The sequence below is a fragment of the Stutzerimonas nosocomialis genome, assembly GCF_005876855.1.
GTDB lineage: Bacteria > Pseudomonadota > Gammaproteobacteria > Pseudomonadales > Pseudomonadaceae > Stutzerimonas > Stutzerimonas nosocomialis.
In genome coordinates, this window is the sequence record NZ_QLAE01000016.1 from 51,630 (window position 1) to 77,530 (window position 25,901).

26 protein-coding genes are annotated in these 25,901 nt (G+C 65.7%); 17 read left to right on the plus strand and 9 right to left on the minus strand.

Annotation, left to right across the window (positions count from 1 at the left end; genetic code table 11):
- Positions 1 to 63 precede the first annotated feature (63 nt).
- Positions 64 to 1,632: a methyl-accepting chemotaxis protein gene (locus tag DN824_RS11820; RefSeq protein WP_138408602.1), complete on the plus strand. Its 1,569-nt coding sequence runs from the start codon at positions 64 to 66 to the stop codon at positions 1,630 to 1,632.
- A 30-nt stretch (positions 1,633 to 1,662) separates the two neighbouring features.
- On the opposite strand, the gene DN824_RS11825 is transcribed toward DN824_RS11820, so the two are convergent.
- Positions 1,663 to 2,337 (minus strand): alpha/beta family hydrolase, encoded by a 675-nt coding sequence (locus DN824_RS11825; RefSeq protein WP_138408603.1) that lies wholly within the window; start codon positions 2,335 to 2,337, stop codon positions 1,663 to 1,665.
- Between the two features lie 63 nt (positions 2,338 to 2,400).
- On the opposite strand from DN824_RS11825, the gene ccoN (DN824_RS11830) reads away from it, so the two are divergent.
- The 12 genes from ccoN (DN824_RS11830) to DN824_RS11885 all read left to right on the plus strand — a co-directional run bounded on the left by ccoN (DN824_RS11830) (position 2,401) and on the right by DN824_RS11885 (position 14,596).
- Positions 2,401 to 3,825 (plus strand): cytochrome-c oxidase, cbb3-type subunit I, encoded by a 1,425-nt coding sequence (ccoN, locus tag DN824_RS11830; protein ID WP_138408604.1) that lies wholly within the window; start codon positions 2,401 to 2,403, stop codon positions 3,823 to 3,825.
- A gap of 10 nt (positions 3,826 to 3,835) precedes the next feature.
- The gene (gene ccoO / locus DN824_RS11835; RefSeq protein WP_138408605.1) at positions 3,836 to 4,447 is read left to right on the plus strand and encodes a cytochrome-c oxidase, cbb3-type subunit II; all 612 of its coding nucleotides are present in this window, start codon (positions 3,836 to 3,838) and stop codon (positions 4,445 to 4,447) included.
- A 90-nt stretch (positions 4,448 to 4,537) separates the two neighbouring features.
- Positions 4,538 to 5,473 carry a cytochrome-c oxidase, cbb3-type subunit III gene (gene ccoP, locus DN824_RS11840; RefSeq protein WP_138408606.1) on the plus strand — a complete coding sequence of 312 codons (936 nt, stop codon included), beginning with the start codon at positions 4,538 to 4,540 and terminating at the stop codon, positions 5,471 to 5,473.
- 451 nt (positions 5,474 to 5,924) lie between these two features.
- Positions 5,925 to 7,352 carry a cytochrome-c oxidase, cbb3-type subunit I gene (ccoN, locus tag DN824_RS11845; RefSeq protein WP_138408607.1) on the plus strand — a complete coding sequence of 476 codons (1,428 nt, stop codon included), beginning with the start codon at positions 5,925 to 5,927 and terminating at the stop codon, positions 7,350 to 7,352.
- Positions 7,353 to 7,366: 14 nt separating this feature from the next.
- Positions 7,367 to 7,978 (plus strand): cytochrome-c oxidase, cbb3-type subunit II, encoded by a 612-nt coding sequence (gene ccoO / locus DN824_RS11850; RefSeq protein ID WP_138408608.1) that lies wholly within the window; start codon positions 7,367 to 7,369, stop codon positions 7,976 to 7,978.
- 6 nt (positions 7,979 to 7,984) lie between these two features.
- Positions 7,985 to 8,170 (plus strand): cbb3-type cytochrome oxidase subunit 3, encoded by a 186-nt coding sequence (locus tag DN824_RS11855; protein ID WP_138408609.1) that lies wholly within the window; start codon positions 7,985 to 7,987, stop codon positions 8,168 to 8,170.
- The gene (gene ccoP, locus DN824_RS11860; RefSeq protein ID WP_138408610.1) at positions 8,167 to 9,129 is read left to right on the plus strand and encodes a cytochrome-c oxidase, cbb3-type subunit III; all 963 of its coding nucleotides are present in this window, start codon (positions 8,167 to 8,169) and stop codon (positions 9,127 to 9,129) included. Before DN824_RS11855 ends, ccoP (DN824_RS11860) begins: the two co-directional genes overlap by 4 nt.
- A 127-nt stretch (positions 9,130 to 9,256) precedes the next feature.
- Positions 9,257 to 10,669 (plus strand): cytochrome c oxidase accessory protein CcoG, encoded by a 1,413-nt coding sequence (ccoG, locus tag DN824_RS11865; protein ID WP_138408611.1) that lies wholly within the window; start codon positions 9,257 to 9,259, stop codon positions 10,667 to 10,669.
- Between the two features lie 10 nt (positions 10,670 to 10,679).
- Positions 10,680 to 11,180, plus strand: coding sequence for a FixH family protein (locus DN824_RS11870; protein WP_138408612.1), 501 nt, complete (start codon positions 10,680 to 10,682; stop codon positions 11,178 to 11,180).
- Between the two features lie 10 nt (positions 11,181 to 11,190).
- A complete protein-coding gene (locus DN824_RS11875; RefSeq protein WP_138408613.1) occupies positions 11,191 to 13,590 on the plus strand; it encodes a heavy metal translocating P-type ATPase in 2,400 nt (799 codons plus the stop codon).
- Positions 13,591 to 13,647: 57 nt separating this feature from the next.
- Positions 13,648 to 13,860: a cbb3-type cytochrome oxidase assembly protein CcoS gene (gene ccoS / locus DN824_RS11880; RefSeq protein WP_138408614.1), complete on the plus strand. Its 213-nt coding sequence runs from the start codon at positions 13,648 to 13,650 to the stop codon at positions 13,858 to 13,860.
- Positions 13,853 to 14,596 carry a sulfite exporter TauE/SafE family protein gene (locus DN824_RS11885; RefSeq protein WP_138408615.1) on the plus strand — a complete coding sequence of 248 codons (744 nt, stop codon included), beginning with the start codon at positions 13,853 to 13,855 and terminating at the stop codon, positions 14,594 to 14,596. The genes ccoS and DN824_RS11885 overlap by 8 nt, the downstream gene beginning before the upstream one ends.
- Positions 14,597 to 14,742: 146 nt before the next feature.
- On the opposite strand, the gene nadE is transcribed toward DN824_RS11885, so the two are convergent.
- The gene (nadE, locus tag DN824_RS11890) at positions 14,743 to 15,570 is read right to left on the minus strand and encodes an ammonia-dependent NAD(+) synthetase (protein WP_138408616.1); all 828 of its coding nucleotides are present in this window, start codon (positions 15,568 to 15,570) and stop codon (positions 14,743 to 14,745) included.
- A 249-nt stretch (positions 15,571 to 15,819) separates the two neighbouring features.
- On the opposite strand from nadE, the gene hemN reads away from it, so the two are divergent.
- The 4 genes from hemN to DN824_RS11910 all read left to right on the plus strand — a co-directional run bounded on the left by hemN (position 15,820) and on the right by DN824_RS11910 (position 19,233).
- Positions 15,820 to 17,202, plus strand: coding sequence for an oxygen-independent coproporphyrinogen III oxidase (hemN, locus tag DN824_RS11895; RefSeq protein ID WP_138408617.1), 1,383 nt, complete (start codon positions 15,820 to 15,822; stop codon positions 17,200 to 17,202).
- 94 nt (positions 17,203 to 17,296) lie between these two features.
- Positions 17,297 to 18,031: a fumarate/nitrate reduction transcriptional regulator Fnr gene (gene fnr / locus DN824_RS11900; RefSeq protein WP_138408618.1), complete on the plus strand. Its 735-nt coding sequence runs from the start codon at positions 17,297 to 17,299 to the stop codon at positions 18,029 to 18,031.
- Position 18,032: 1 nt separating this feature from the next.
- Positions 18,033 to 18,581, plus strand: a complete 549-nt coding sequence (locus DN824_RS11905; RefSeq protein WP_138408619.1) for an adenine phosphoribosyltransferase — start codon at positions 18,033 to 18,035, stop codon at positions 18,579 to 18,581.
- A 43-nt stretch (positions 18,582 to 18,624) separates the two neighbouring features.
- On the plus strand, positions 18,625 to 19,233 hold the full coding sequence (locus DN824_RS11910) for an SCO family protein (RefSeq protein WP_138408620.1): 609 nt from the start codon (positions 18,625 to 18,627) through the stop codon (positions 19,231 to 19,233).
- Between the two features lie 4 nt (positions 19,234 to 19,237).
- Here DN824_RS11910 and DN824_RS11915 read toward each other — a convergent pair whose 3' ends face one another.
- From DN824_RS11915 to dnaX, 7 genes are all read right to left on the minus strand, one after another.
- The gene (locus tag DN824_RS11915) at positions 19,238 to 19,948 is read right to left on the minus strand and encodes a type 2 periplasmic-binding domain-containing protein (RefSeq protein WP_138408621.1); all 711 of its coding nucleotides are present in this window, start codon (positions 19,946 to 19,948) and stop codon (positions 19,238 to 19,240) included.
- Positions 19,949 to 19,958: 10 nt separating this feature from the next.
- A complete protein-coding gene (locus tag DN824_RS11920; protein ID WP_138408622.1) occupies positions 19,959 to 20,732 on the minus strand; it encodes an ABC transporter permease in 774 nt (257 codons plus the stop codon).
- Positions 20,729 to 21,475 carry an ABC transporter ATP-binding protein gene (locus DN824_RS11925; RefSeq protein WP_138408623.1) on the minus strand — a complete coding sequence of 249 codons (747 nt, stop codon included), beginning with the start codon at positions 21,473 to 21,475 and terminating at the stop codon, positions 20,729 to 20,731. The genes DN824_RS11920 and DN824_RS11925 overlap by 4 nt, the downstream gene beginning before the upstream one ends.
- A gap of 84 nt (positions 21,476 to 21,559) precedes the next feature.
- The gene (locus DN824_RS11930; protein ID WP_138408624.1) at positions 21,560 to 22,549 is read right to left on the minus strand and encodes an ABC transporter substrate-binding protein; all 990 of its coding nucleotides are present in this window, start codon (positions 22,547 to 22,549) and stop codon (positions 21,560 to 21,562) included.
- 161 nt (positions 22,550 to 22,710) lie between these two features.
- The gene (gene recR / locus DN824_RS11935; protein WP_138408625.1) at positions 22,711 to 23,310 is read right to left on the minus strand and encodes a recombination mediator RecR; all 600 of its coding nucleotides are present in this window, start codon (positions 23,308 to 23,310) and stop codon (positions 22,711 to 22,713) included.
- Between the two features lie 99 nt (positions 23,311 to 23,409).
- Entirely contained in the window at positions 23,410 to 23,736 is a 327-nt protein-coding gene (locus DN824_RS11940) for a YbaB/EbfC family nucleoid-associated protein (protein WP_138408626.1), read from the minus strand.
- Between the two features lie 21 nt (positions 23,737 to 23,757).
- Positions 23,758 to 25,839, minus strand: coding sequence for a DNA polymerase III subunit gamma/tau (dnaX, locus tag DN824_RS11945; RefSeq protein WP_138408627.1), 2,082 nt, complete (start codon positions 25,837 to 25,839; stop codon positions 23,758 to 23,760).
- Positions 25,840 to 25,901: the final 62 nt, after the last annotated feature.

Consider the following 25,901-nt stretch of genomic DNA (forward strand, 5'->3'; position numbering starts at 1 on the left):
GACAGCAGTCGGCAAAGACGCCTGCGTATGCGCATCAATCCTTCCTGCCAGGCGTGACTACCCATGCGAAATAACCAGCCCGTGTCCCAGCGCGAATATGCCTTTCCTGAACAGCAGCGGCTGATTTCCACGACCGACCTCAAGGGCCAGATCACCTACTGCAACGACATCTTCGTCGAGGTGAGCGGCTTCGCCCGGGAAGAGCTGATCGGAGCGCCGCACAATCTCGTGCGCCATCCCGACGTTCCGCCAGCGGTGTTCCAGCACATGTGGAGCCGCCTGAAGGACGGCAAGCCCTGGATGGGCATCGTCAAGAACCGCCGCAAGAACGGCGACCACTACTGGGTCAGCGCCTACGTCACGCCCGTGCTGGACAACAACCGCAAGGTCGTCGGCTACGAGTCGGTACGCACCAAGCCCAGCGCGGCGCAGGTCAGCCGGGCCCAGGCGCTCTATGCGCGCATCAACGCCGGCAAGGGTGCGGTTCCGGCCTGCGATCGCTGGTTGCCGGTGGTGGCCAAGTGGCTGCCATTCATTCTGATCAGCCAGATCGGCTTCATGATCGGCGCCTGGCAGGACCACTACTGGGGCTTCCTGCTGGCCGCCCTGCTGTCCGTTCCCCTCGGCCTCGTCGGCCTGCACTGGCAACAGGCAGGCATCAACCGCCTGCTGCGCCTGACCGCGGCGGCGAACACCGACCCGCTGATCGCCAAGATGTTCACCACCAGCCGCGGCGTCGAGGCACGACTGGAGATGGCCATCATCAGCCAGGAAGCCCATCTCAAGACCTGCCTGACACGGCTGCAGGACAGCGCGGAGCAGCTCCAGAACCAGGCCCAGCAGGCCGAAGGGCTGGCGCAGAACTGCTCGTCCGGACTGTCGCGCCAGCGCCAGGAAACCGAGCAGATGGCGGCGGCGATCACCCAGATGGCTTCCACCACCCAGGAAGTCGCCGGCAACGTGGCCAATACGGCCGAGGCGACCCAGCAGGCCAGCCGCCTGACCGCCCAGGGCCAGAGCATTTCCGGCGAAACCCGCAAGGCGATCGAGCGACTGTCCGAATCGGTCGGCGAGACCCGTGAGGCGGTGACCAAGCTGGCCCGCGACAGCGACCAGATCGGGAGCGTGGTGGACGTGATTCGAGGCATCGCCGAGCAGACCAACCTGCTGGCGCTGAACGCGGCCATCGAAGCGGCGCGCGCCGGCGACAGCGGCCGTGGGTTCGCGGTGGTCGCCGACGAGGTGCGCCAGCTGGCCAAGCGGACCGCCGATGCGACCGGGCAGATCCACGAGCTGATCGCCGCCCTTCAGCATCAGGCCAAGACCGCGGTCGGCACCACCGAATCAGGGCGCGCCCACGCCGATCATGGCGTCGAGCAGGTGCGCCTGGCCGACCAGGCACTGTCGGGCATCAGCCAGGCGATGGACAACATCGCCAACATGGCCAGCCAGATCGCCGCGGCCGCCGAAGAGCAGAGCGCAGTGGCCGACGAGATCAGCCAGAACGTCGCGACCATCGCCCAGCTCGCCGACCAGACCTCGGGAGAGGCGCAGAACACCGCGCAGCTGAGCAAGGACCTGTCGCACACCGCCGACCTGCAGTTCTCCCTCGTCGAGCGTTTCAACCGCTGACGCCGCCCGAGCCCGTACCGCGCGTGCGGCTCAGCCTTCGGTCAGGAACCGCGCCACCGCCTCGGCGGCGGCGTCCAGGTGCTGCTGGTGGGTCAGACCCGAGCTTTTCAGCGGCTTGAGGTCGTGGTCCGCGGCCGTCAGCCAGTGCAGTCGAATGCTGTCGGCCAGCCGGTAGCCCTGTACCTGCTCGCGATTGCCCAGGGCATCGCGTTCCCCCTGCACGATCAGCGCGCGCGTCTTCAGCGTCTCCAGGTGCGCCACGCGCGGCTTGTCCGGTTTCCCTGCCGGGTGAAACGGATAGCCCAGGCAGACGAGCGCTGCCGGCTCCAGCTCGTCGGCCAGCAGGCTGGCCATCCGCCCGCCCATCGACTTGCCGCCGATCGCCAGCGGCCCTGCGGTTTGTCGTCGCACCGCCTCGTAGAGGCTGCGCCATTGCTCGAGCAGCTGCGCCTGCGGGTTGGGAGGGCGCCGCTTGCCGTCCTCGCGCCGGGCCGCCATGTAGGCGAATTCGAAGCGAAATACCGCGATGGCACGCGCCGCCAGCCGTTCGGCGATGGCATCCATGAACGGGCTGTCCATCGGCGCGCCCGCGCCGTGCGCGAGTATCAGCGTCGCCCTCGCCTCGCCTTGCGGGCGGTTCCACAGCCCTTGCTCCACCTGCCTGTATTGACGCTGATCAATACCGCTCACCGACCCTTTCTCCATGCTTCGCTCGCGTTATGTAACAAGAAACAAAATCTGCTCACTACCGTGGATGGAAGCCCATACATGAACACTGCAACCAGTACCGCCTACGACTATCGGGTGGTCCGCCAATTCGCCATCATGACGGTGGTGTGGGGAATCGTCGGGATGGGGCTCGGCGTTTTCATCGCCGCACAGCTCGTGTGGCCAGACCTCAACCTCGACCTGCCGTGGACCAGCTTCGGCCGCCTGCGCCCGTTGCACACCAACGCGGTCATCTTCGCCTTCGGCGGTTGCGCGCTGTTCGCCACGTCCTACTATGCCGTCCAGCGTACCTCCCAGACGCGGCTCTTTGCACCGGGCCTGGCCGCCTTCACCTTCTGGGGCTGGCAAGCGGTGATCGTGCTGGCCGCCATCAGCCTGCCGCTGGGCTGGACCAGCTCCAAGGAATACGCCGAGCTGGAATGGCCGATCGACATCCTGATCACCATCGTCTGGGTCAGTTACGCGGTGGTCTTCTTCGGCACCCTGGCGACCCGCAAGGTCAAGCACATCTATGTCGGCAACTGGTTCTTCGGTGCCTTCATCCTGACGGTCGCGCTGCTGCACGTGGTCAACAACCTGGAAATCCCGGTGACGCTGACCAAGTCGTACTCGCTCTATTCGGGCGCGACCGATGCCATGGTGCAGTGGTGGTACGGTCATAACGCGGTGGGCTTCTTCCTGACCGCCGGCTTCCTCGGGATGATGTACTACTTCGTGCCGAAACAGGCCGAGCGTCCGGTCTATTCCTATCGCCTGTCGATCGTCCACTTCTGGGCGCTGATCGCCGTCTACATCTGGGCCGGTCCGCACCACCTGCACTACACCGCCCTGCCCGACTGGGCGCAGAGCCTGGGCATGGTGATGTCGATCATCCTCCTGGCACCGAGCTGGGGCGGCATGATCAACGGCATGATGACGCTCTCGGGCGCCTGGCATAAGTTGCGGACCGACCCGATCCTGCGCTTTCTGGTGGTGTCGCTGGCGTTCTACGGCATGTCCACCTTCGAAGGCCCGATGATGGCCATCAAGACCGTCAACGCCCTGTCCCACTACACCGACTGGACCATCGGCCACGTACACGCCGGCGCCCTCGGCTGGGTCGCGATGATTTCCATCGGTTCGCTCTACCACCTGATTCCCAAGGTGTTCGGCTGCGAGCGGATGTACAGCATCGGCCTGATCAACACCCATTTCTGGCTTTCCACCGTGGGCACCGTGCTCTACATCGCCTCGATGTGGGTCAACGGCATCACCCAGGGCCTGATGTGGCGCGCGGTCAACGACGACGGCACCCTGACCTACTCCTTCGTCGAGGCGCTGGAAGCCAGCCACGCGGGCTTCGTGGTGCGCATGGTCGGCGGCGCGATCTTCTTCAGCGGGATGCTGGTGATGGCCTACAACACCTGGCGCACCGTGCGGGCTGCCAAGCCGGCCGAATACGACGCCGCGGCGCAGATCGCCTGAGGACGCAGAGATGAAACAGCACGAGAAACTCGAAAAGAACGTCGGCCTGCTGACCCTGTTCATGATCCTGGCGGTCAGCATCGGCGGTCTCACCCAGATCGTCCCGCTGTTCTTCCAGGACGCGGTCAACGAGCCGGTCGAGGGCATGCTGCCCTACACCGCCATGCAGCTCGAAGGGCGTGACATCTATATCCGCGAAGGCTGCGTCGGCTGCCACTCGCAGATGATTCGCCCGTTCCGCGCCGAGACCGAGCGCTACGGCCACTACTCGGTCGCCGGCGAGAGCGTCTACGACCATCCGTTCCTGTGGGGCTCCAAGCGCACCGGTCCGGACCTGGCCCGCGTCGGCGGACGCTACTCCGACGACTGGCACCGCGCGCACCTCTACAACCCGCGCAACGTGGTGCCCGAGTCGAAGATGCCGTCCTATCCCTGGCTGGTCGAGCACACCCTCGACGGGAAAGACACCGCCAGGAAGATGCAGGCCCTGCGCACCCTTGGCGTGCCCTACAGCGATGACGACATCGCAGGCGCACGGGACGCCGTGAGGGGCAAGACCGAAATGGACGCCCTCGTCGCTTACCTGCAGGTGCTCGGCACCGCGCTGACCAACAAGCGCTGATCGGCTCGCACCGTTCCACCGACCGGCGCCATGGCGCCGTCAGCAAAATCAATCGCGGGCGGGCTGGAGACAGACCGCCAGGAGTACTACATGAGCGCTTTCTGGAGTGTTTACGTCACCCTGCTGACGCTGGGCACACTCGTGGCCCTGTTCTGGCTGATCTTCGCGACGCGCCGGGGCGAGTCCCAGGGCACCACCGATCAGACCATGGGCCACGCCTTCGACGGCATCGAGGAATACGACAACCCGCTGCCCAAGTGGTGGTTCATGCTGTTCCTCGGGACCTTGGTGTTCGGCGTGGGCTACCTGATCCTTTATCCGGGGCTGGGCAACTGGAAAGGGATCTTCCCCGGCTACGAGAACGGCTGGACGCAGGAAGCCCAGTGGCAGCGCGAAGTGGCCAAGGCCGACGGCCTGTACGGCCCGATCTTCGCCCGCTACGCCGCCATGTCGGTCGCCGAGGTCGCGCATGACGACCAGGCCCTGAAGATGGGTGGCCGCCTGTTCGCCAACCACTGCGCGGTCTGCCATGGGTCGGACGCCCGCGGCGCGGTCGGCTTCCCGGACCTGACCGACGGCCACTGGCGCTGGGGTGGCGATGCCGAGACGATCAAGGCCTCGATCCTTCACGGACGCACCGCCGCCATGCCGGCGTGGTTGTCGGTGATCGGCGAAGACGGCGTGAAGAACGTAGCGGCCTACGTGCGGCAGGACCTGGGCGGCCTGGCATTGCCCGAAGGCACGCAGGTCGACCTCGCGGCGGGCAAGCAGGTCTATGCCGGCAACTGCGCCGCCTGCCACGGCGCCGGCGGCGAAGGCATGCCGATGATGGGCGCCCCCAGCCTGACGCAGCCCGGCGGCTGGATCTACGGCTCGAGCCTCGCCCAACTGCAGCAGACCATCCGCCACGGACGCAACGGCCAGATGCCTGCGCAGGAACAGCACCTGGGCAACGACAAGGTCCATCTGCTGGCCGCCTACGTTTACAGCCTGTCGCAACAACAGGCAGACTTGGCCACGCGCTGATCTGCCGCGGCGGACTCCACGCCGCCGCCCCGGAGCGCTCTGCGACCATGTGCCGCAGGACGCTCCGACCAACTGCCCTTCCCCGTCCCCCGCCGTAGCCCTAAGCTTCCGCCCAATTCGCCGACTGCCTGACACCCAACGACAAGGCGAAACCTTTCACTTCTTCGCACCAGACTGGTGTGTATCAACCCTGTGACCGCATGGATAGCGCACTCAGGCCGTTGAACCGACTGCGCTCGCCCCTGCCGCGGACTTCAGGCACTTGCAAAAAGCGTCGCCGCATCTGCCCTGACAGCTGCTTCCGGTTTTCGTCGAGCCCAGCCGATTCAGGCTTCTAGCACAGGGTCTGCGCGGGAAGATGGAGCATCGGCGCCGTTTGCAATGCCCCCCTGCTTTCCTCATACTTGCCGCCGTTTTTTGCCTTCGAAATGCCATTAGCGTGGAACCCTGTATGAGCACAGCAATCAGTCAGACTGCTTATAACTATAAAGTGGTTCGCCAGTTCGCCATCATGACGGTGGTTTGGGGAATCATCGGGATGGGTCTAGGTGTGTTCATCGCCGCACAACTCGTGTGGCCGGAGCTCAACCTCGATCTGCCGTGGACAAGCTTCGGCCGTCTGCGTCCCTTGCACACCAATGCCGTGATCTTCGCCTTCGGCGGTTGCGCCCTGTTCGCCACCTCGTATTACGTGGTGCAGCGCACGTCGCAGACCCGCCTGATCTCGGACGGTCTGGCTGCCTTCACCTTCTGGGGCTGGCAAGCGGTCATCATCCTCGCGGTGATCACCCTGCCGCTGGGCTACACCTCCTCCAAGGAATACGCCGAGCTGGAATGGCCGATCGACATCCTGATCACCATCGTCTGGGTCAGCTATGCCCTGGTGTTCTTCGGCACCATCGCCAAGCGCAAGGTCAAGCACATCTACGTCGGCAACTGGTTCTTCGGTGCCTTCATCGCCACCGTGGCGATGCTGCACATCGTCAACAACCTGGAAGTGCCGGTCACCTGGTTCAAGTCCTACTCGATCTACTCGGGTGCGACCGACGCCATGGTGCAGTGGTGGTACGGCCACAACGCGGTGGGCTTCTTCCTGACCGCCGGCTTCCTCGGGATGATGTACTACTTCGTGCCGAAGCAGGCCGAACGCCCGATCTACTCCTACCGCCTGTCGATCGTCCACTTCTGGGCGCTGATCTCGGTATACATCTGGGCCGGCCCGCACCACCTGCACTACACCGCTCTGCCCGACTGGGCTCAGAGCCTGGGCATGGTAATGTCGATCATCCTCCTGGCACCGAGCTGGGGCGGCATGATCAACGGCATGATGACGCTCTCGGGCGCCTGGCATAAGTTGCGCACCGACCCGATCCTGCGCTTTCTGGTGGTGTCGCTGGCCTTCTACGGCATGTCCACCTTCGAAGGCCCGATGATGGCCATCAAGACCGTCAATGCTCTGTCCCACTACACCGACTGGACCATCGGCCACGTACACGCCGGCGCCCTCGGCTGGGTCGCGATGATCACCATCGGCTCGATGTATCACCTGATTCCCAAGGTGTTCGGTCGTGTGCAGATGCACAGCGTCGGCCTGATCAACGCGCACTTCTGGCTGGCCACCATCGGCACCGTGCTCTACATCGCCTCGATGTGGGTCAACGGCATCACCCAGGGCCTGATGTGGCGCGCGGTCAACGAGGACGGCACCCTGACCTACTCGTTCGTAGAAGCACTGGAAGCCAGCCATCCCGGCTTCGTGGTGCGCATGATCGGTGGTGCGTTCTTCCTCACCGGCATGCTGCTGATGGCCTACAACACCTGGCGCACCGTACGGGCCGCCAAGCCGGCCGAATACGACGCCGCGGCGCAGATCGCCTGAGGAGCTGACGGGAAATGAAGCAACACGAAAAAGTAGAAAAGAACATTGGCCTGCTGACCCTGTTCATGATCCTGGCGGTCAGCATCGGCGGTCTCACCCAGATCGTCCCGCTGTTCTTCCAGGACGCGGTCAACGAACCGGTCGAAGGCATGATGCCTTACACCGCCATGCAGCTCGAAGGGCGTGACATCTACATCCGCGAAGGCTGCGTCGGCTGCCACTCGCAGATGGTCCGTCCGTTCCGCGCCGAGACCGAGCGCTACGGCCACTACTCGGTCGCCGGCGAGAGCGTCTACGACCATCCGTTCCTGTGGGGCTCCAAGCGTACCGGTCCGGACCTGGCCCGCGTCGGCGGACGCTACTCCGACGACTGGCACCGCGCGCACCTCTACAACCCGCGCAACGTGGTGCCCGAGTCGAAGATGCCGTCCTACCCCTGGCTGGTCGAGCACACCCTCGACGGCCGGAACACCGCCAGGAAGATGGAAGCTTTGCGCTCGCTCGGTGTCCCTTACACCGAGGAAGACATCGCAGGCGCACGGGATGCCGTGAGGGGCAAGACCGAAATGGACGCCCTCGTCGCTTACCTGCAGGTGCTCGGCACCGCGCTCACCAACAAACGGTAATTCATGATGGATATCGGAACTCTCCGCGGCCTGGGCACAGTGCTGGTCTTTGTCGCATTCATCGGCGTCGTGCTCTGGGCATACAGCAGCAAGCGCAAAAGTAGCTTCGATGACGCTGCAAACCTGCCCTTCGCGGACGAGACCGACGCCAAGAAGCCTGATGAAGAAGCTTCCAGGAGTAAGAACAAATGAGCTTGTTTTGGAGTTGGTACGTCACTCTGCTGACGCTGGGCACCATCGCGGCCCTGGTCTGGCTGCTGTTCGCCACGCGCAAGGGACAGCGTAACGACAGCACCGACGAAACCGTAGGCCATGCCTTCGACGGTATCGAGGAATACGACAACCCACTGCCCAAGTGGTGGTTCATGCTGTTCGTCGCCACCGTGATCTTCGCCCTCGGCTACCTGGTGCTCTACCCGGGCCTGGGTAACTGGAAAGGCATCCTGCCCGGCTACCAGTACCTCGACGGCCAGGCGAAAGTCGCCTTCGAGACCGGCGAGCAGGGCTGGACCGGTGTCCACCAGTGGGAGAAGGAAGTCGCTCGCGCCGAGGCGCAGTACGGCCCGCTGTTCGCCAAGTACGCGGCCATGCCCATCGAGGAAGTCGCCCAAGACGAACAGGCCCTGCGCATGGGCGGTCGCCTCTTCGCGTCCAACTGTGCCGTCTGCCACGGCTCGGACGCCCGCGGCGCCTATGGCTTCCCCAACCTGACCGACGACGAGTGGCTGTGGGGCGGCGAGCCCGAAACCATCAAGGCCACCATCATGGGCGGCCGTCAGGCGGCGATGCCGGCCTGGCTCGATGTGATCGGCGAAGAAGGCATCCGCAACGTGACCGGCTACGTGCGCAGCCTCTCGGGCCTGGAAAATCCCGAAGGTATCCAGGTCGACATGGCCAAGGGCCAGGAAATCTTCGCTGCCAACTGCGCCGTGTGCCATGGCGCCGAAGGCAAGGGTACCCAGGCCATGGGCGCACCGAACCTGACCGACCGCGTATGGCTCTACGGCTCGAGCTTCGGCCAGGTCCAGCAGACCCTTCGCTATGGTCGTAACGGACACATGCCGGCCCAGGAACAGCACCTTGGCAACGACAAGGTTCACCTGCTGGCCGCCTACGTCTACAGCCTGTCTCGGCAACCGGAGAACGAGTAAGCCAGGGGCGACGACCTGTCGCACCTGACCCCCTCCCCCGGGGCGTACCATACGCAGCCAAGTCAGAAGAGATCCCGGTCGGCACGTATCGGCCGGGACACCTACCCAATGCCGTGGTACGCAACGAATGACTGAGCAGATTCCCGTTCGAGATGTCACTGCCCCGCGTCAGGTCGACGGCTCCGTCGACCTGTACGCACAGCGTGAAAAGATCTACACCCGCGCGTTCACCGGCCTGTTTCGCAACCTTCGCCGATTCGGTGGCGCCGCCCTCTTCATCCTCTACTTCGGTACCGTCTGGCTGACCTGGGAAGGCCGGCAAGCGGTCTGGTGGAACCTGCCCGAGCGCAAGTTCTACATCTTCGGCGCCACCTTCTGGCCACAGGACTTCATCCTGCTTTCGGCCCTTCTGATCATCGCCGCCTTCGGCCTGTTCTTCATCACCGTCTTCGCCGGGCGCGTCTGGTGCGGCTACACCTGCCCGCAGAGCGTGTTCACCTGGGTATTCATGTGGGCGGAAAAGGTCACCGAGGGCGATCGCAACCAGCGCATGAAGCTGGACAAGGCACCCATGAGTGCCAGGAAGTTCAGCCGCAAGGCCGCCAAGCACGCGATCTGGCTGGCCGTTTCCCTGGCGACCGCGATCACCTTCGTCGGCTACTTCACACCCATTCGCGAGCTGATCCCCGAGCTGTTCACGCTGCAGGCGGGCGGCTGGGCGCTGTTCTGGGTCGGCTTCTTCACCCTCGCCACCTACGGCAACGCGGGCTACCTGCGCGAGCAGGTCTGCATCTACATGTGCCCCTACGCACGCTTCCAGAGCGTGATGTTCGACAAGGACACCCTGATCGTCTCCTACGACCCGCGCCGTGGCGAACGCCGGGGGCCGCGCAAGAAGGACGCCGATTACAAGGCCATGGGCCTGGGTGACTGCATCGACTGCACCATGTGCGTCCAGGTCTGCCCGACCGGCATCGACATCCGCGACGGGCTGCAGATCGAATGCATCGGCTGCGCCGCCTGCATCGACGCCTGCGACACCATCATGGAAAAGATGAACTACCCGAAGGGGTTGATCAGCTACACCACCGAGCACAACCTCTCCGGACAGAAGACCCGCCTGCTGCGCCCGCGCCTGATCGGCTACGCCATCGCCCTGCTGGTGATGATGGGGCTGTTCGCCTTCGCCATCGTCGAGCGCCCGCTGGTCAAGCTGGACGTCAGCAAGGACCGCGTCCTGTTCCGCGAGAACCAGGACGGCAACATCGAGAACGTCTACACCCTCAAGCTGATGAACAAGGCGCAGCACGAGCAGACGGTGGTGATCGACGCATCCGGCCTGGAAGGCCTGGTCTACCACGGCCGCAAGGAAGTGCGCCTCGCCGCAGGCGAGCAGCTGACGATCCCGGTGGGGTTGTCGGTTCCGCCGGAAAAACTACCCTCGAGCACCAACAAGATCGTCTTCCACATCCAGTCGGCAGACGACGATTCCATCACCGACGACGCCGACAGCCGTTTCATCGGCCCCAGCGTCCGCTAACAGGCACCGCATGCATACCGATACTCAAGTCACCCGCTGGTACACCCAACCCTGGGCCTGGTTCGTCATCGCCATTCTGGTCTTCGCCGTGGTGCTGGGCCTGTCGCTGCTGACCATCGCGATTCGCAATTCCGACTCGCTGGTTTCCGACAACTACTACGATGCCGGCAAGGGGATCAACCAGTCGCTGGAACGCGAAACCTTCGCCACGCGCCTGCAGATGAACGCACAGCTGACGTTCAACGACGACGCCGGCATTGCCGAACTTCAGCTGTCGGGCGTCAGCCGGCCGCAGCAGCTGGTCCTCAACCTGATTTCCCCGACCCAGCCGGAGCGCGACCGCCGCGTCGTGCTGCAACCCCAGGGCGAGGGCATCTACCAGGGCCACATGCAGGATGCGGTCACGGGACGGCGCTTCGTCGAGCTGCTGGGGCGCGAAGGCGACCAGGAATGGCGTCTGTTCGAGGAAATGACCATCGAACCCGGCAAGCTGCTCGAACTGAACCATTGAGCAAGGGCTGATGGCGACACCTCTGCCCTGCTACCACTGCGGGTTGCCGGTACCCGCGGGTAGCCGTTTCACCGCCACCGTTCTCGGTGAGCCCCGCGACATGTGCTGTCCGGGCTGCCAGGCGGTCGCCGAAGCGATCGTCGAGGGCGGCCTGGAAAGCTATTACCAGCACCGCAGCGAAACCTCGGCCAACCCCCAGGCCCTGCCCCAGGCGCTCAGCGATGAACTCCGGCTGTACGACCGCGCCGATGTGCAGGAACCGTTCGTCCGTCATGACGGGGAACTGGCCAGCACCGCCCTGCACATCGAAGGCATCAGCTGCGCCGCCTGCGGCTGGCTGATCGAACGCCACCTGCGCGGCCTGGACGGCGTGGCCGAGGCGAGCCTCAACCTGTCCAACCACCGCCTGCAGGTGCGCTGGAGCGATGCCCGCCTGCCGCTCAGCGAACTGCTCGGCGAGTTGCGCCGAATCGGCTACGCCGCCCACCCCTATCAGGCCGACCAGGCCGCCGAACGCATCGCCCGGGAAAACCGCCGGGCGATGCGCCAGCTCGGCGTCACCGGGCTGCTCTGGATGCAGGTGATGATGGCGAGCATGGCGACCTGGCCGGAATTCAACCTCGACCTGTCGGCGGGCATGGACCGCATCCTGCGCTGGACCGCGCTGCTGCTCACCACGCCGATCGTGTTCTATTGCTGCACCGATTTCTTCAAGGGCGCGGTCCGCGACCTGCGTACCCGCCACCTGACGATGGACGTCTCGGTGTCACTGGCCATCGGCGGCGCCTACGTGGCGGGCATCTGGTCGACGGTGACCGGCCATGGCGAGCTGTATTTCGATGCGGTCGGCATGTTCGCACTCTTCCTGCTGGCCGGACGCTACCTCGAACGCCGCGCCCGGGAACGCACCGCATCGGCGACGGCGCAGCTGGTCAACCTGCTGCCCACCTCCTGCCTGAAGCTGGACGAAGACGGGCAGAGCCACCGGATCCTGCTCAGCGAACTGCGCATCGGCGACCGCGTCCTGGTCACGCCCGGCTCGCTGATACCGGCCGACGGGGTGATCCTCGACGGACAGTCGAGCGTCGACGAATCGGTGCTGACCGGCGAATACCTGCCGCAACCGCGCGTGGTCGGCGATACGGTGACGGCGGGCACGCTCAACGTCGAAGGCCCGCTGACCCTCGGCGTGGCGGCACTGGGGGACGAGACGCGCCTGTCGGCCATCGTTCGTCTGCTCGAGCGCGCCCAGGCCGACAAGCCCCGGCTGGCCGAGCTGGCCGACCGGGTCGCGCAGTGGTTCCTGCTGATCGTGCTCGGCGTTGCCGCCGTGGTCGGGTTCGTGTGGTGGCAGATCGACCCCTCGCGGGCCTTCTGGATCGTGCTGGCCCTGCTGGTGGCGACCTGCCCCTGCGCCCTTTCGCTGGCCACGCCGACCGCGCTGACCACCGCCACCGGCACCCTGCACAAGCTCGGGCTGCTGCTGACCCGTGGCCACGTGCTCGAAGGCCTCCGGCAGATCGACACGGTGGTCTTCGACAAGACCGGCACCCTGACCGAGGGCCGCCTGAACCTCAGCCAGGTGCTGCCGCTCGGCACGCTGGACGCCGATCAGTGCCTGGCGCTGGCCGCCGCGCTGGAAAACCGCTCCGAGCACCCCATCGCCCGCGCGTTCGGCCAGGCGCCACTGGCGGCGGACCAGGTCGAAAGCGTTCCGGGCCTCGGCCTCGAAGGACGTGTCGGCGATCGCAGGCTGCGGATCGGCCAGCCCGCCTTCGTCGCCCGCGGTTATGGCGCGCCCGCCCCGCAGATACCCGGCGATCAGGGTCAATGGCTGCTGCTCGGCGACGAGCAGGGCGCACTGGCCTGGCTGGTGCTCGATGACCGACTGCGCGACGACGCCCCCGCGCTGCTGGAAGCCTGCCGGCGCCAGGGCTGGCAGACGCTGCTGCTCTCGGGCGACAGCTCGCCGATGGTCGGCCACGTGGCTCGGTCGCTTGGCATCGAACAGGCCGAAGGCGGCCTGACGCCGGACGACAAGCTGGCCAGGGTCCAGGCCCTGCAGGCCCGGGGGCATCGCGTGCTGATGCTCGGCGACGGGGTCAACGACGTCCCGGTACTGGCGGCGGCGGACATCAGCGTCGCGATGGGCTCGGCCACCGACCTGGCCAAGACCAGCGCCGATGCGGTGCTGCTGTCCAACCGCCTGGACAGCCTGGTCGAGGCATTCTCGGTGGCCCGCCGCAGCCGGCGAATCATCGTCGAAAACCTCACCTGGGCGAGCCTGTACAATGGCCTGGTACTGCCCTTCGCCGCCGTGGGCTGGGTCACCCCGCTGTGGGCGGCCCTGGGCATGTCGATCAGCTCGCTGCTGGTGGTCTTCAATGCGCTGCGGCTCGCCCGCCACTGACCGCCCCGCGAATCCAGAGCCCCCTGCGCAGGCAGGCCCCATCAACCCGGAGTAGCCATGGCTGCCTTGTATGTCCTGATTCCCATCGCCGTGGTGCTGGTCGCGATCGCGATCTGGGTGTTCTTCTGGGCCGTCGACAGCGGCCAGTACGACGACCTCGAAGGGCCGGCACACAGCATCCTGTTCGACGACGAGGACCCGCGGCACAAGGCGGGCGTCGAGCAGGCCGAAGACGGCGACACCCCAGCGGACGAGCGCCACCGTGATTGAACTGCTTCCCTTGCTGGTCTCGGCGTTCGTGCTCGGCCTGCTCGGTGGCGGGCACTGCCTGGGCATGTGCGGAGGCCTGATGGGCGCCCTGACCCTGGGCATACCGGCCGAGCAGCGCAGCAGGCGGCTGCGCCTGCTGGTGGGCTACAACCTGGGTCGAGTGCTCAGCTACGCTGCCGCCGGGCTGCTGGTCGGCCTGGCCGGCTGGGCGGTATCCAACAGTCCTGCCGCGATGGCCATGCGGGTCGTGGCCGCGCTTCTGCTCATCGCGATGGGACTGTACCTGGCTGGCTGGTGGAACGGGCTGACCCGTATCGAGACGCTGGGGCGGGGGCTGTGGAAACACCTGCGACCGGTGGCCAGCCGGTTGATGCCCGTCAGGACCCTGCCCCGCGCGCTGCTGCTCGGCGCCCTCTGGGGCTGGCTGCCCTGCGGCCTGGTCTACAGCACGCTGCTGTGGTCGGCCAGCCAGGGCGATGCCTGGGAAAGCGCCCTGCTGATGCTTGCCTTCGGTATCGGCACCTGGCCCGTGCTGCTGGCCACCGGATTGGCCGCCGAGCGCCTGATGGCGGTACTGCGCAAGCGGCGCGTCCGGGTGGCTGGCGGTGTGCTGGTGATCCTGTTCGGCCTGTGGACACTACCCGGGCCGCACCAGCACTGGCTGATCGGCCACGGCGCGCCGGCCACGGGCGACCACCAGGCACCCGCCGGCGAACACCACCACCATCACCACTGACCGGGACCTGTCCTGAAGGCCTGAACTTCTGAATTCCGCCATGGGCGCAAGCGCGTGGCCTCGACAGGATCGCCCTGCTTCTCGGCCACTGGAACGATCACGTGCCGCGCGGCCAGCCGCGCCCAGGCGCGACGCCGTCGCCGGCCTTACGGCTCCTTGGGCAGCTCGCGCTTGTGGGCTGTCTTGTCGTAGGTATCGACAATGGTCTGGGCGATGGCGTCCGGCACCTCACGGCCCTGCAGGAAGGCATCGATGTCCTGGTAGGTAACGCCGTGGGCGTCCTCATCCGGCTTGCCGGGGGTGAGCTCTTCCAGGTCGGCGGTGGGCACTTTCTGCACCAGTTGCTGCGGCGCGCCGAGGGCCGCGGCGATTTCCCGGACCTGATGCTTGACCAGACCGGTGAGCGGCGTGAGGTCACAGGCGCCGTCGCCGAACTTGGTGAAGAACCCCATCACCGCCTCGGCCGCATGGTCGGTACCGATGACCAGCCCCTGCCTCGCATTGGCGATGGTGTACTGCGCCACCATGCGCGTGCGCGCCTTGACGTTGCCCAGCACGAAGTCGCGCTTTTCGGGCGTGAGGGCATCCAGCGCTTCGGTCGCCTTGGCGAGCCCCAGCACGGCCGCACCGATATTCACCGTGTGGCATTCGTCGGGCTTGATGGTCTCGATCGCCAGTTGCGCCTCGTGCTCGTCGTGCTGGACCTGATAGGGCAGGCGTACCGCGATGAACCGGTAGTCGTCCCCCTCGCCCGCCGCGCGCATGCCCTCGACGGCACGCTGCGCCAGCATCCCGGCCGTCGTCGAGTCGACACCGCCGCTGATTCCGAGCACCAGGGTCTTCATGCCCGACGCTCTCAGGCATTGCTGGATGAATGCCACGCGGCGGTCTATCTCCGCCTGGATCGACGCAGGGCCGTCAAAGGGTGCGCAAACCTTCAGTGCTGCGGCAATTTCAGGCTGACGGCTATGCATCGATGGTTCCTCCTGGGGCCTTGGGCCGGGTATCTGGGACAGAGGGGGAAAATACTGCACCGCTGGCGCCGGGTAAACAGCGCGCCAGAGCGGCGCCGACTCGAAAAATTGGACAACGGCGACCGGCGGAAAATGCCCTGCACCGGCGACCGCCGGTATCCGGCCTCCGGGCTGGCTTGATTCATGTCAAGTCGGCCGCCCGGGGCGGCCCCTAGAATCGCCCCATCGCTGTTTTGCCGGGGTGCCATCATGCTAGACGCCATTCATTGGGATATCGATCTGATCCGCCGCTACGATCAGGCCGGCCCCCGCTATACCTCGTATCCGACAGCCGTCCAGTTCAATGGCAACATCGGCTCGTTCGATCTCCTGCACGCGCTGCGCGACAGCCGCAAGGCCAACCGGCCGCTGTCGCTCTACGTGCACATCCCGTTCTGCGCCAACATCTGCTACTACTGCGCCTGCAACAAGGTCATCACCAAGGACCGCAGCCGGGCCCAGGTGTACCTGGATCGCCTGGAACGGGAGATCGAGCTGATCGCCGCCCATGTCGGCCCCGGGCAGCGCGTCGAGCAACTGCACTTCGGCGGCGGCACCCCGACCTTTCTCAACCATGACGAACTGCGTCGGGTGATGGCCCTGCTGCGCCGGCATTTCAACCTGCTGGAAGACGGCGCGGGCGACTACAGCATCGAGATCGACCCACGCGAAGCGGACTGGCCGACCATGGGACTGCTGCGCGAGCTGGGCTTCAATCGCGTCAGCCTCGGCGTGCAGGACCTCGACCCGCAGGTACAGCGGGCGATCAACCGCATGCAGAGCCTGGAGGAGACCCAGGCGATCGTCGAAGCCGCCCGCACGCTGCAGTTCAAGTCGGTGAACATCGACCTGATCTACGGCCTGCCCCTGCAGACGCCGGAACGCTTCGCCAGCACGGTGGAGGCCATCATCAAGCTGCAGCCGGACCGGCTGTCGCTGTTCAACTATGCCCACCTGCCGGAGCGCTTCATGCCGCAACGGCGGATCAACAACCACGACCTGCCGAGCCCGGCGGACAAACTGCACATGCTCAAGCACAGCATCGAGCAGCTGACCGAAGCCGGCTACCGCTACATCGGCATGGACCATTTCGCCCTGCCCGACGACGAGCTGGCCGTCGCCCAGGAAGACGGCACCCTGCAGCGCAACTTCCAGGGCTACACCACCCACGGCCATTGCGACCTGATCGGCCTGGGCGTCTCGGCGATCAGCCAGGTGGGCGACCTCTACTGCCAGAACAGCAGCGACCTGGCCACCTATCAGCAGCAGCTCGAACACGACCAGCTCGCCACCCAGCGCGGCCTGCACTGCAACGACGACGACCGCGTCCGTCGCGACGTGATTCGCCGCCTGATCTGCGACTTCGAGCTCGACCATGCCGCACTCGGACGCCGCCACGGAATCGATTTCTGCACCTATTTCCAGGAGGCATGGCCCCTGCTTGAACAGATGAGGGACGACGGCCTGATCACGCTGGACGAGCAGATGATCTCGGTGCTGCCGGCTGGCCGCCTGCTGGTACGCGCGGTCTGCATGGCCTTCGACCACTACCTGCCGCAACAGACCACGCAGCGCTACTCGCGGGTGATCTGATCGGCACTGCCATGCATGCGACACCGGTTCGGTTGGCTCGATCCCCTGCCTGGGTTACCCTTACGAATCACTCGCAAGGTACCAGGACGCTACGATGGCCGAGTCGACCAACGCCCGCCCGCAAAGACAGGTGAACTGCAAAGACTGCAGCCTATCCGGCCTCTGCCTGCCGCTCTCGCTCAACATGCAGGACATGGACGCGCTCGACGAGATCGTCAAGCGCGGGCGTCCACTGAAGAAAGGCGAAACGCTGTTCCGCCAGGGCGACACCTTCAATTCGGTGTTCGCGGTCCGCGCGGGCGCCCTGCGCACCTTCAGCGTGACGGACGGCGGCGAGGAACAGATCACCGGTTTCCATCTGCCGAGTGAGCTGGTCGGCCTGTCCGGCATGGACACCGAGGCCTACCCGGTCACCGCCCAGGCGCTGGAAACCACCTCGGTCTGCGAGATCCCCTTCGAACGCCTCGACGAGCTTACCGTCGCCCTGCCCCAGCTGCGCCGCCAGCTGATGCGCATCATGAGCCGCGAAATCCGGGACGATCAGCAGATGATGCTGCTGCTCTCGAAAAAAACCGCGGACGAGCGCATCGCCACCTTCCTGGTGAACCTCTCGGCGCGCTTTTCCGCCCGTGGCTTCTCGGCCAGCCAGTTCCGCCTGTCGATGTCGCGCAACGAGATCGGCAACTACCTGGGCCTGGCGGTCGAGACGGTCTCGCGCGTTTTCACACGCTTCCAGCAAAGCGGCCTGATCGAAGCCGAAGGCAAGGAAGTCCGGATACTGGACTCCATCGGCCTGTGCGCGCTGGCCGGCGGCAACATGGATCTCTGAGATGATCTTCGACGAATTCAGCATCAAGACCCTGATCCGCCCGGTCCCGGACTTTCCCAAGCCCGGCATCGTGTTCCGCGACATCACGCCGCTGTTCCAGTCGCCGCGCGCGCTGCGCATGGTCGCCGACAGTTTCATCCAGCGCTACGTGGAGGCCGATTTCAGCCATATCGGCGCACTGGATGCGCGTGGATTCCTGCTCGGCTCGATCATCGCTTACGAACTGAACAAGCCGCTGATCCTGTTCCGCAAACAGGGCAAGCTGCCCGCCGACGTGCTCTCGGCCTCCTACAGCACCGAATACGGCGAGGCCTACCTGGAAGTCCACGCCGACAGCCTCTGCGAAGGCGATTCGATCCTGATCTTCGACGACCTGATCGCCACCGGCGGAACCCTTCTGGCCGCGGCCCAGCTGACCAGGCGCATGGGCGCCCGCATCCACGAAGCGGCCGCGATCATCGACCTGCCGGAACTGGGCGGCTCGCGCAAGCTGCAAGATGCCGGCATCCCGACCTTCACCCTGACCGCGTTCGCCCTGGACGACCGCTGAGCCCGTGCTCGGCGCGGCTCACTCCTCTCTGGAAGCATCCATCATGCGCAAGGCGCTGATCCTGACCCTGAGCTGCGTCCTCTGGCTGCCCCTGGCGGCCCAGGCGCTGGACCGCCAGGCATTGCTCGACGAAGCCAACCTGCTAGTGCTGCCGCGCGAGCGTGCCCTGCCGCAGGTTGCCCTGATCGATCAGGATGGCCAGCCCTTCGGCACCGACGCGCTGCGGGGACGCTGGACGTTGCTGTTCTTCGGCTTCACCCATTGCCCCGATATCTGCCCAACGACCCTGGCCGACGTTCGCCGCCTGCTGTCGCAACTCGAGCCTGAGGTGCGCGATCAGCTGCAGGTGATCCTGGTGAGCGCCGATCCGGCGCGCGATACCCCGGAGCAACTGAAACAGTACCTGGGCTTCTATCGCGCCGGCTTCCTCGGCCTGACCGGCGAGATGGAGCAACTGCAGCGATTCTCCAGGGGATTGGGATTGCCGTTCGTAGCGACAAGCGAGACCCAGGGCAACTACAGCGTCAGCCACAGCGGCAATCTTGCCCTGGTCGGCCCGGACGCGACGCTGCGCGGCCATCTTCGGGCGCCGCTGAAGCTGGAAGGGTTGCAACGAGCGCTGCCCGGGCTGATCGAATCAGCCGATCGATAAGGCGTCAGTGGCAGTCGAGGGTATCGGCCAGGACGTAGGCCTGAAAGGCCACTTCATCCACCCAGTGCTGGATCAGCTGCTCGAGGCTAGCATCGCGGCGCCAGGCCTCCAGCTTCTCCTCCACCTGAGCCTGCAGGGCCGGCTCGCCGGCCTTGGCACGCAGCGTCACGCCCACCTCGTCCAGCGTCGGCAACAGCCGGTTGTAGCGCCGCCACTCCGGTAGCGGTGCGATGTCGGCGAGCAACCGGCTGTCCTCCACCACGGCCTGGCATTCGCCGAGCTTGAGCCCGATCAGCGCGTGGGCCGCACTGGGGTATTCGCGCCGGTGGCCACCGAAGCGTTTCACCACCTGCTCGCCATAAGGGCTGCCCTGGGCTACGCAAAACGGCTGGTCGCGCAGTTGCTCCCAGCCCCCGACCCCGCCCTCGGCGGCGCTGAGGGCGGCCATCGCGCTCTCGTAGAAAGCAGCCCCCTGCTCCTGGGCGCCGATGACCAGATCCGCCGCCGCGCTACCGCCAATCGCGACGGGCCGCTGCAATGACGCCCCCAGCCGCTCGGCCAGCTCCTGCTCGAAACCGCCCGGCACCACGTCCGGAGTGCTCGCGCGCAGCGCACGGTAATCGCCGCTCAGCTCGACCCGCAGCACAGGTGCCGCCAGCGAAACCGACGCCATCACGCCGGCGAGCATCACCCCCGCAAGCAACCGAGCAGCCATGGTTAGGGCCTCAGACGTATTGGTAACGAAGCATCCGCTGCTTGAATTTCTCCAGCACGACCTGATCGATCAGGGTCGCCAGGATGGCGATGACGAGGATGTTCATCATCACGCCCACCATGTCGGCGATCTCGCCCGAATAGGCCAGCGAGCGCCCCAGGCCCTGGCCGAAGCCGATCAGCATCTCTGCCGAGATCAGCGCACGCCAGGCGTTGCCGAACGCCAGCTGGGCCCCGGTGATCAGCTCCGGCATGACCGCCGGCAGGTAGACCCGGCGCAGCAATTGCCAGCGAGACGCGCCCATCACCCGAGCGGCCGACACGTGTACCGGCTGCACGCTCTCGGTGGCGTTCATCACCGACAGTGCCATCGGGAAGAATGCCGCCAGCGCGACCACGACGATGATCGGCAGGTTGCCGAAGCCCATCACGATGAGAAACAGCGGCACCCAGGCGATCGAGGGGATCGACTGCAGGATGACGATCGCCGAACGCAGGATCTCGCGGAAGAAGAACAACACGCCCCCGACCAGGCCGAAGCCGATGCCGAACAGCAGGGCGAAGCTGTAACCGCTGCCCAGGCGGCTCATGCTGCCGAGCAGGCCGTCACGGAACGCGGGTTCCTGCACCGCTTCGACCAGGCGCGCGAACACGGCGGGGATACCCGGCATCAGGAACGAAGGCAGGCTCCAGGCGGCGGCCTGCCAGATCAGCGCGATGAACAGCACCGCGAGCAGCACGGCGAGGTATTTCCGGGGGCCGGTAAGCCGACGAGGCTGGCTCATGGATGTTCGACCTCCGTCTTGATGCCCAACAACTGCAGTATTTCCTTGCGCTCGGCGGCGAAGCCGGACAGGTCATGGCTCTTTTCGCAATGGGCGAAATCGAAAGCCTTGAGCACCTGCGCCGGGCGGTTGCTGAACACCAGAATGTGATCGGCCAGGTACAGCGCCTCGTCGACGTCGTGGGTCACCAGCAGCACCGTCGGGCGATGCTCGTCGATGAGTTCGCCCAGCACGTCCTGCAATGCCATCCGGGTCAGCGCATCGAGGGCGCCGAACGGTTCGTCGAGCAGCAGCACTTCGGGCTTGGCGATGAAGGCACGGGCCAGCGCGGTGCGCTGGCGCATGCCGCCGGAAACCTGGTGCGGATAGTATTTCTCGAACCCCGTCAGGTTGACCCTGGCCAACCAGCTCTTGGCCTGCTCGAACGCCTGCTTCCTGGCGACGCCTTGCAGTTCCAGCGCCATGGCGACGTTCGCCTGCAGCGACAGCCAGGGATAGAGCGCATGCTCCTGGAACACCAGGGTACGGCGCGGGCTTGGCCCGGTGATGGCCTTGCCGTCGGCCAGCACCCGACCCGCCGTGGGTTGCTCGAGCCCGGCGACCAGGTGCAGCAGGGTCGACTTGCCGCAACCGGAGGGGCCTACCAGGGCGACGAGTTCGCCCCGGGCGATCTGGCGGGAGAAGCCCTTGATGACTTCGAGCTCGCCAAAGCGCTTGTCTACGTTTTCGAAGCTAAGCTGCATAACCTTCCAAACACCATCGAAGCGCCGCAGCGGCGCAGGAAACGCGACCGCCCGGCACCGGGCCGGGCGGTCATGGCGTCATGATCAGAGTTCGCGCGCCTGTTGCCAGGACAGGTCGACGATGGCGCTGGTATCGAACGGCTTGCCGTCGCGAGTCTTCAGCGAGCCCTGCAGTTGCAGGATGTCGGCCAGTTCCTGGATGCGCGCCAGGTCATCGCCGTCCAGCTTCGCGCTGAAGGTCTGGGTGGCGATGGCTTCCTCGATCACCACCTCGCGCGGCAGCTCGCCGCGTTGCAGCGTCTTGAGCGTCGGCTCGGCGATGAAATAGTTGGCGATCAGCTTGGCCGCTTCGGCGGGCTGTTTTTCCAGCATCTCGATCGCCTCGCGCTGGGCATCGAGGCTCTTCCACACGGCATCCTTGCGCTTGGCGAGGGTGTCGCCGGAGGTGATCACCACCATGCAGGGGAACGGCCAGACCGCGCCGATCTCGTAGATCTGGCGCACCGGCGCGACCAGCTGGGCGATGCGGTCATAGGGTTCGAACAGGAACGCCGCGTCGACCCGGCCGGAGACCAGCGACTGCACCGCGACCGCGGGGCTCACGCCGAGCACGTTGACGTCGCCCGGCTGCAGGTTGGCGTCGCGGAAGGTCACACCGCGCAGAACGGTATCGGCGGTGCTGCCTTCCTTCTGGGAGGCCAGACTGTGACCCTTGAGGTCGGCCACTTCCTTGATGTCGGTCGCCTCGCGGGCGACGATCGAGTGATAGCCCTGCTGCGCACCGCCGACCACCTTGAGGTCCGCGCCCTTGGAAGCCCAGGCGACCGCATTGGTGAAGCCCAGCACGCCGGTATCGAGCTGACCGCCAACGATGGCCTTGATCAGGTCGGTACCCGAACTGAATTCGATCAGCTCGACGTCCAGACCGTGTTTCTTATAGAGCCCGGCTTCATGGGCGACCATGGCCTGGGCGTCATCCATGACGCGGATGTAACCGACCTTGAATTTCTCCTGGGCCTGAGCGAAAGCGCTGATCAACAGCAGCGCCGGGACCAACCAATTCCGAGCTTTCATTAGCAAACCTCCAACGTCGGCAGACCGGTGCATATAACCGGAAGCAAGCACGTTATTCTTTTAGGTTATTTACAGAAGGGAGATTTATAACTTTACACGAATGCACTGACGACCGTCATCCATCCAGGGCCGGCATTTCGCCATCCTTCCCGTCACACCTGCTACAGGCTGATCGGCTTGCGCCCTGCCAGGGCGTGGGCCAGCGTTCCGCCGTCCACCAGATCGAGCTCGCCGCCAAGCGGCACGCCGTGCGCGATGCGGCTGACCGCCAGGCCTTTGGGCGCGAGCATCTGGGCGATGTAGTGAGCGGTGGCCTCGCCTTCCACGGTGGGATTGGTGGCCAGGATCACTTCGGCGAAGGCGCCATTGGCGACACGCTCGAGCAGTTCCGGAATGCCGATGGCCTCAGGGCCCAGGCCATCGAGCGGCGAGAGGTGCCCCTTGAGCACGAAGTAGCGGCCGCGAAAACCGGTCTGCTCGACGGCGAACACATCCATCGGGCTCTGCACCACGCACAGCAGGCTGTCGTCACGCCGGGGATCGGCGCATTGCGGGCAGATCTCGTCTTCGCTCAGGGTGCGGCACTGGCGGCAATAACCCACGCCTTCCATGGCCCGTGACAGGGCCTGGGCGAGCCGCAAGCCGCCGCTGCGGTCGCGTTCGAGCATCTGCAGCGCCATGCGCTGGGCACTCTTCTGGCCGACGCCGGGCAGGATGCGCAAGGCGTCGATGAGTTGGCGAATCAGGGGGCTGAAGCTCATGAAGGTCTCGAAACACTGGAATCCGAAAAGCGGGAAGCCGCCGACTGCGCCTGCCCGGGGGACAGGGAGCGGCGACTTCCCGCCTGGTTCTTCCGCCGATCAGAACGGCATCTTGAACCCTGGGGGCAACTGCATACCGGCGGTCATGCCCGCCATCTTCTCCTGGCTGTTCTGCTCGATCTTGCGCACCGCGTCGTTCACCGCTGCGGCGATCAGGTCTTCGAGGATTTCCTTGTCTTCCTGCATCAGGCTGTCGTCGAGGCTGACACGCTTGACGTCGTGGCGGCCGTTCATCACGATGCTGACCAGGCCGGCGCCGGACTGGCCGGTGACCTCGGCGTTCGCCAGCTCTTCCTGCATCTTCTGCATCTTTTCCTGCATCTGCTGGGCCTGCTTCATCAGGCCGGCCATACCACCTTTCATCATGGGTATCACCTCGGAATCAAATCAGCTTTCGGTGTGTTCTACGGGTTCGATGGTGCCGTCACGGATCACGGCAGCGAATTGCTGCATCAGCTGCTGGACGACCGGATCGCTCTGGATCGAGCGCTCCGCGGCCCGCTGACGCTCGATGCGACGCCTGGCGGCCGCCTGGGCGGGCGTCTCCTGCTGCGGCTCCTTGAGTTCGATGTCCAGCTGCAGGGGACGCCCGTGGTACTGGTTGAGCGCATCGTTGAAGCGGCGATGCTGGGTGGCGTTGAACAGCGCACTCTGGGCGGGGTCCAGGTGCATCAGCCAGCGATCGCCTTCCACCGCCACCAGGGTGCAGTTGGCCGCGATGCTACCGGTCAGGCCGCCCAGGCCAAGCTTGGGAAAGAGCTCCAGCCACTCCGCGCTCAGCCCGGTGGCGGGGCGAGCGGCCAGGGCAGGCTCGGCCGGTGCCGGCGGCTCGCTGATCGAGTCGTCCAACCCGTCGAGGTAGGCCTCGGCCTGCGCCTCGACGTCGAAATAATCTTCGTCGGTGATCGGCGGCTCGTCGTCATCGGGCTCGTTGACCAATACCACCGGTGCGTGATGGTCCTCGTCAGCCGGCGGCGGCACGTCCATCGCGGCTTCGGGGAGCGCGGCGACCGGCGGCGTCGCAGGCGGCTCTTCCCAGGGCAGATCGACGATCGGCGGATTGTCCGAAGGCAGCCCGGGCTCGATCGCTGGCGGTGCGATCTCGGGCTGCGGCCGGGCATGCGCCTCGGCCTTCGGCTCGGCGCCCGGGGCCGGCTGATGCGCTCGCTCGCTCGGGCCGGAGGCGGACGGCTCGGCCACTGGCGGCGCTACCGGTACGTTCGCCGGCGCTTGCGGCGGCGCCACGACGGCAGCAGGTGCCGCCACGGGAGAGGCAGGAGCGACCGGCGGCGGATTGACCGTACCGGCCACCTGCCGCGAGGAATCAGTCGTGGCCGGGCTGATTCCTGCCGTCTTTAGCGATGTTCGAGGCGCATCGTCGCTGTCGGCCGGACGGAACGCCAGCATGCGCAGCAGCACCATTTCGAAACCGCTGCGCGGCTCCGGAGCGAGCGGCAGGTCGCGCCTCCCGATAAGCCCCATCTGGTAGTAGAACTGCACGTCTTCGGCCGGAAGGGCCTGCGCCAGCGCCAGCACGCGGTCGCGGTCGCCCTGGCCGTTGTCGACCGCCTCGGGCAGCGCCTGGGCGATGGCGACCCGGTGCAGGACGTTGAGCATCTCGGTGAGCACGCCGGACCAGTCGGGCCCCTGCTCGGCGAGGTGGCGCACCGCCTCGAGCATCGCACGCGCATCACCTTCGAGCAGCGCCTGCAGCACGCCATAGACCTGCCCGTGATCGAGCGTCCCGAGCATGGCACGCACATCGGCGGCCATCACGCGGCCCTCGCCAAAGGCGATGGCCTGGTCGGTCAGGCTCATGGCGTCGCGCATCGAACCGTCGGCCGCACGACCCAGCAACCACAGCGCATCTTCCTCGAAGGGCACCTGCTCTTCGCCGAGCACGTGGGTCAGGTGCTCGACCACCCGCTCGGGCGGCATGTTCTTCAGGGAGAACTGCAGGCAGCGCGAGAGAATGGTCACCGGCAGCTTCTGCGGGTCGGTGGTCGCCAGCAGGAACTTGACGTGCGGCGGCGGCTCTTCGAGGGTCTTGAGCAGCGCGTTGAACGAGTGCGACGAGAGCATGTGCACTTCGTCGATCAGGTAGACCTTGTAGCGACCTCGGCTGGGCGCGTACTGCACGTTGTCCAGCAGTTCGCGGGTGTCCTCGACCTTGGTGCGGCTCGCCGCGTCCACTTCGATCAGGTCGACGAAGCGCCCCTCGTCGATCTCCCGGCAGACCGAGCACTGCCCACAGGGCGTCGAGCTGACCCCCGTTTCGCAGTTGAGGCATTTGGCGATGATCCGCGCGATGGTGGTCTTGCCGACCCCACGAGTCCCGGTGAACAGATAGGCGTGGTGCAGCCGCTGGTTGTCCAGCGCGTTGATCAGAGCCCGCAGCACATGCGTCTGTCCGACCATTTCGCGGAACGATCGCGGACGCCATTTACGGGCAAGTACCTGATAACTCATAACACCATCGCGGGCTGAAGCGGAGGACTGGTTATGCTAGCGGAGCAGGCGCCAAAATGCAT

Bases quoted from the DNA above. Each gene is read 5' to 3' on its own strand.
- DN824_RS11820 (WP_138408602.1), top strand. From the start codon at position 64: ATGCGAAATAACCAGCCCGTGTCCCAGCGCGAATATGCCTTTCCTGAA.
- DN824_RS11825 (WP_138408603.1), bottom strand. From the start codon at position 2,337: ATGGAGAAAGGGTCGGTGAGCGGTATTGATCAGCGTCAATACAGGCAG.
- ccoN (WP_138408604.1), top strand. From the start codon at position 2,401: ATGAACACTGCAACCAGTACCGCCTACGACTATCGGGTGGTCCGCCAA.
- ccoO (WP_138408605.1), top strand. From the start codon at position 3,836: ATGAAACAGCACGAGAAACTCGAAAAGAACGTCGGCCTGCTGACCCTG.
- ccoP (WP_138408606.1), top strand. From the start codon at position 4,538: ATGAGCGCTTTCTGGAGTGTTTACGTCACCCTGCTGACGCTGGGCACA.
- ccoN (WP_138408607.1), top strand. From the start codon at position 5,925: ATGAGCACAGCAATCAGTCAGACTGCTTATAACTATAAAGTGGTTCGC.
- ccoO (WP_138408608.1), top strand. From the start codon at position 7,367: ATGAAGCAACACGAAAAAGTAGAAAAGAACATTGGCCTGCTGACCCTG.
- DN824_RS11855 (WP_138408609.1), top strand. From the start codon at position 7,985: ATGGATATCGGAACTCTCCGCGGCCTGGGCACAGTGCTGGTCTTTGTC.
- ccoP (WP_138408610.1), top strand. From the start codon at position 8,167: ATGAGCTTGTTTTGGAGTTGGTACGTCACTCTGCTGACGCTGGGCACC.
- ccoG (WP_138408611.1), top strand. From the start codon at position 9,257: ATGACTGAGCAGATTCCCGTTCGAGATGTCACTGCCCCGCGTCAGGTC.
- DN824_RS11870 (WP_138408612.1), top strand. From the start codon at position 10,680: ATGCATACCGATACTCAAGTCACCCGCTGGTACACCCAACCCTGGGCC.
- DN824_RS11875 (WP_138408613.1), top strand. From the start codon at position 11,191: ATGGCGACACCTCTGCCCTGCTACCACTGCGGGTTGCCGGTACCCGCG.
- ccoS (WP_138408614.1), top strand. From the start codon at position 13,648: ATGGCTGCCTTGTATGTCCTGATTCCCATCGCCGTGGTGCTGGTCGCG.
- nadE (WP_138408616.1), bottom strand. From the start codon at position 15,570: ATGCATAGCCGTCAGCCTGAAATTGCCGCAGCACTGAAGGTTTGCGCA.
- hemN (WP_138408617.1), top strand. From the start codon at position 15,820: ATGCTAGACGCCATTCATTGGGATATCGATCTGATCCGCCGCTACGAT.
- fnr (WP_138408618.1), top strand. From the start codon at position 17,297: ATGGCCGAGTCGACCAACGCCCGCCCGCAAAGACAGGTGAACTGCAAA.
- DN824_RS11905 (WP_138408619.1), top strand. From the start codon at position 18,033: ATGATCTTCGACGAATTCAGCATCAAGACCCTGATCCGCCCGGTCCCG.
- DN824_RS11910 (WP_138408620.1), top strand. From the start codon at position 18,625: ATGCGCAAGGCGCTGATCCTGACCCTGAGCTGCGTCCTCTGGCTGCCC.
- DN824_RS11915 (WP_138408621.1), bottom strand. From the start codon at position 19,948: ATGGCTGCTCGGTTGCTTGCGGGGGTGATGCTCGCCGGCGTGATGGCG.
- DN824_RS11920 (WP_138408622.1), bottom strand. From the start codon at position 20,732: ATGAGCCAGCCTCGTCGGCTTACCGGCCCCCGGAAATACCTCGCCGTG.
- DN824_RS11925 (WP_138408623.1), bottom strand. From the start codon at position 21,475: ATGCAGCTTAGCTTCGAAAACGTAGACAAGCGCTTTGGCGAGCTCGAA.
- DN824_RS11930 (WP_138408624.1), bottom strand. From the start codon at position 22,549: ATGAAAGCTCGGAATTGGTTGGTCCCGGCGCTGCTGTTGATCAGCGCT.
- recR (WP_138408625.1), bottom strand. From the start codon at position 23,310: ATGAGCTTCAGCCCCCTGATTCGCCAACTCATCGACGCCTTGCGCATC.
- DN824_RS11940 (WP_138408626.1), bottom strand. From the start codon at position 23,736: ATGATGAAAGGTGGTATGGCCGGCCTGATGAAGCAGGCCCAGCAGATG.
- dnaX (WP_138408627.1), bottom strand. From the start codon at position 25,839: ATGAGTTATCAGGTACTTGCCCGTAAATGGCGTCCGCGATCGTTCCGC.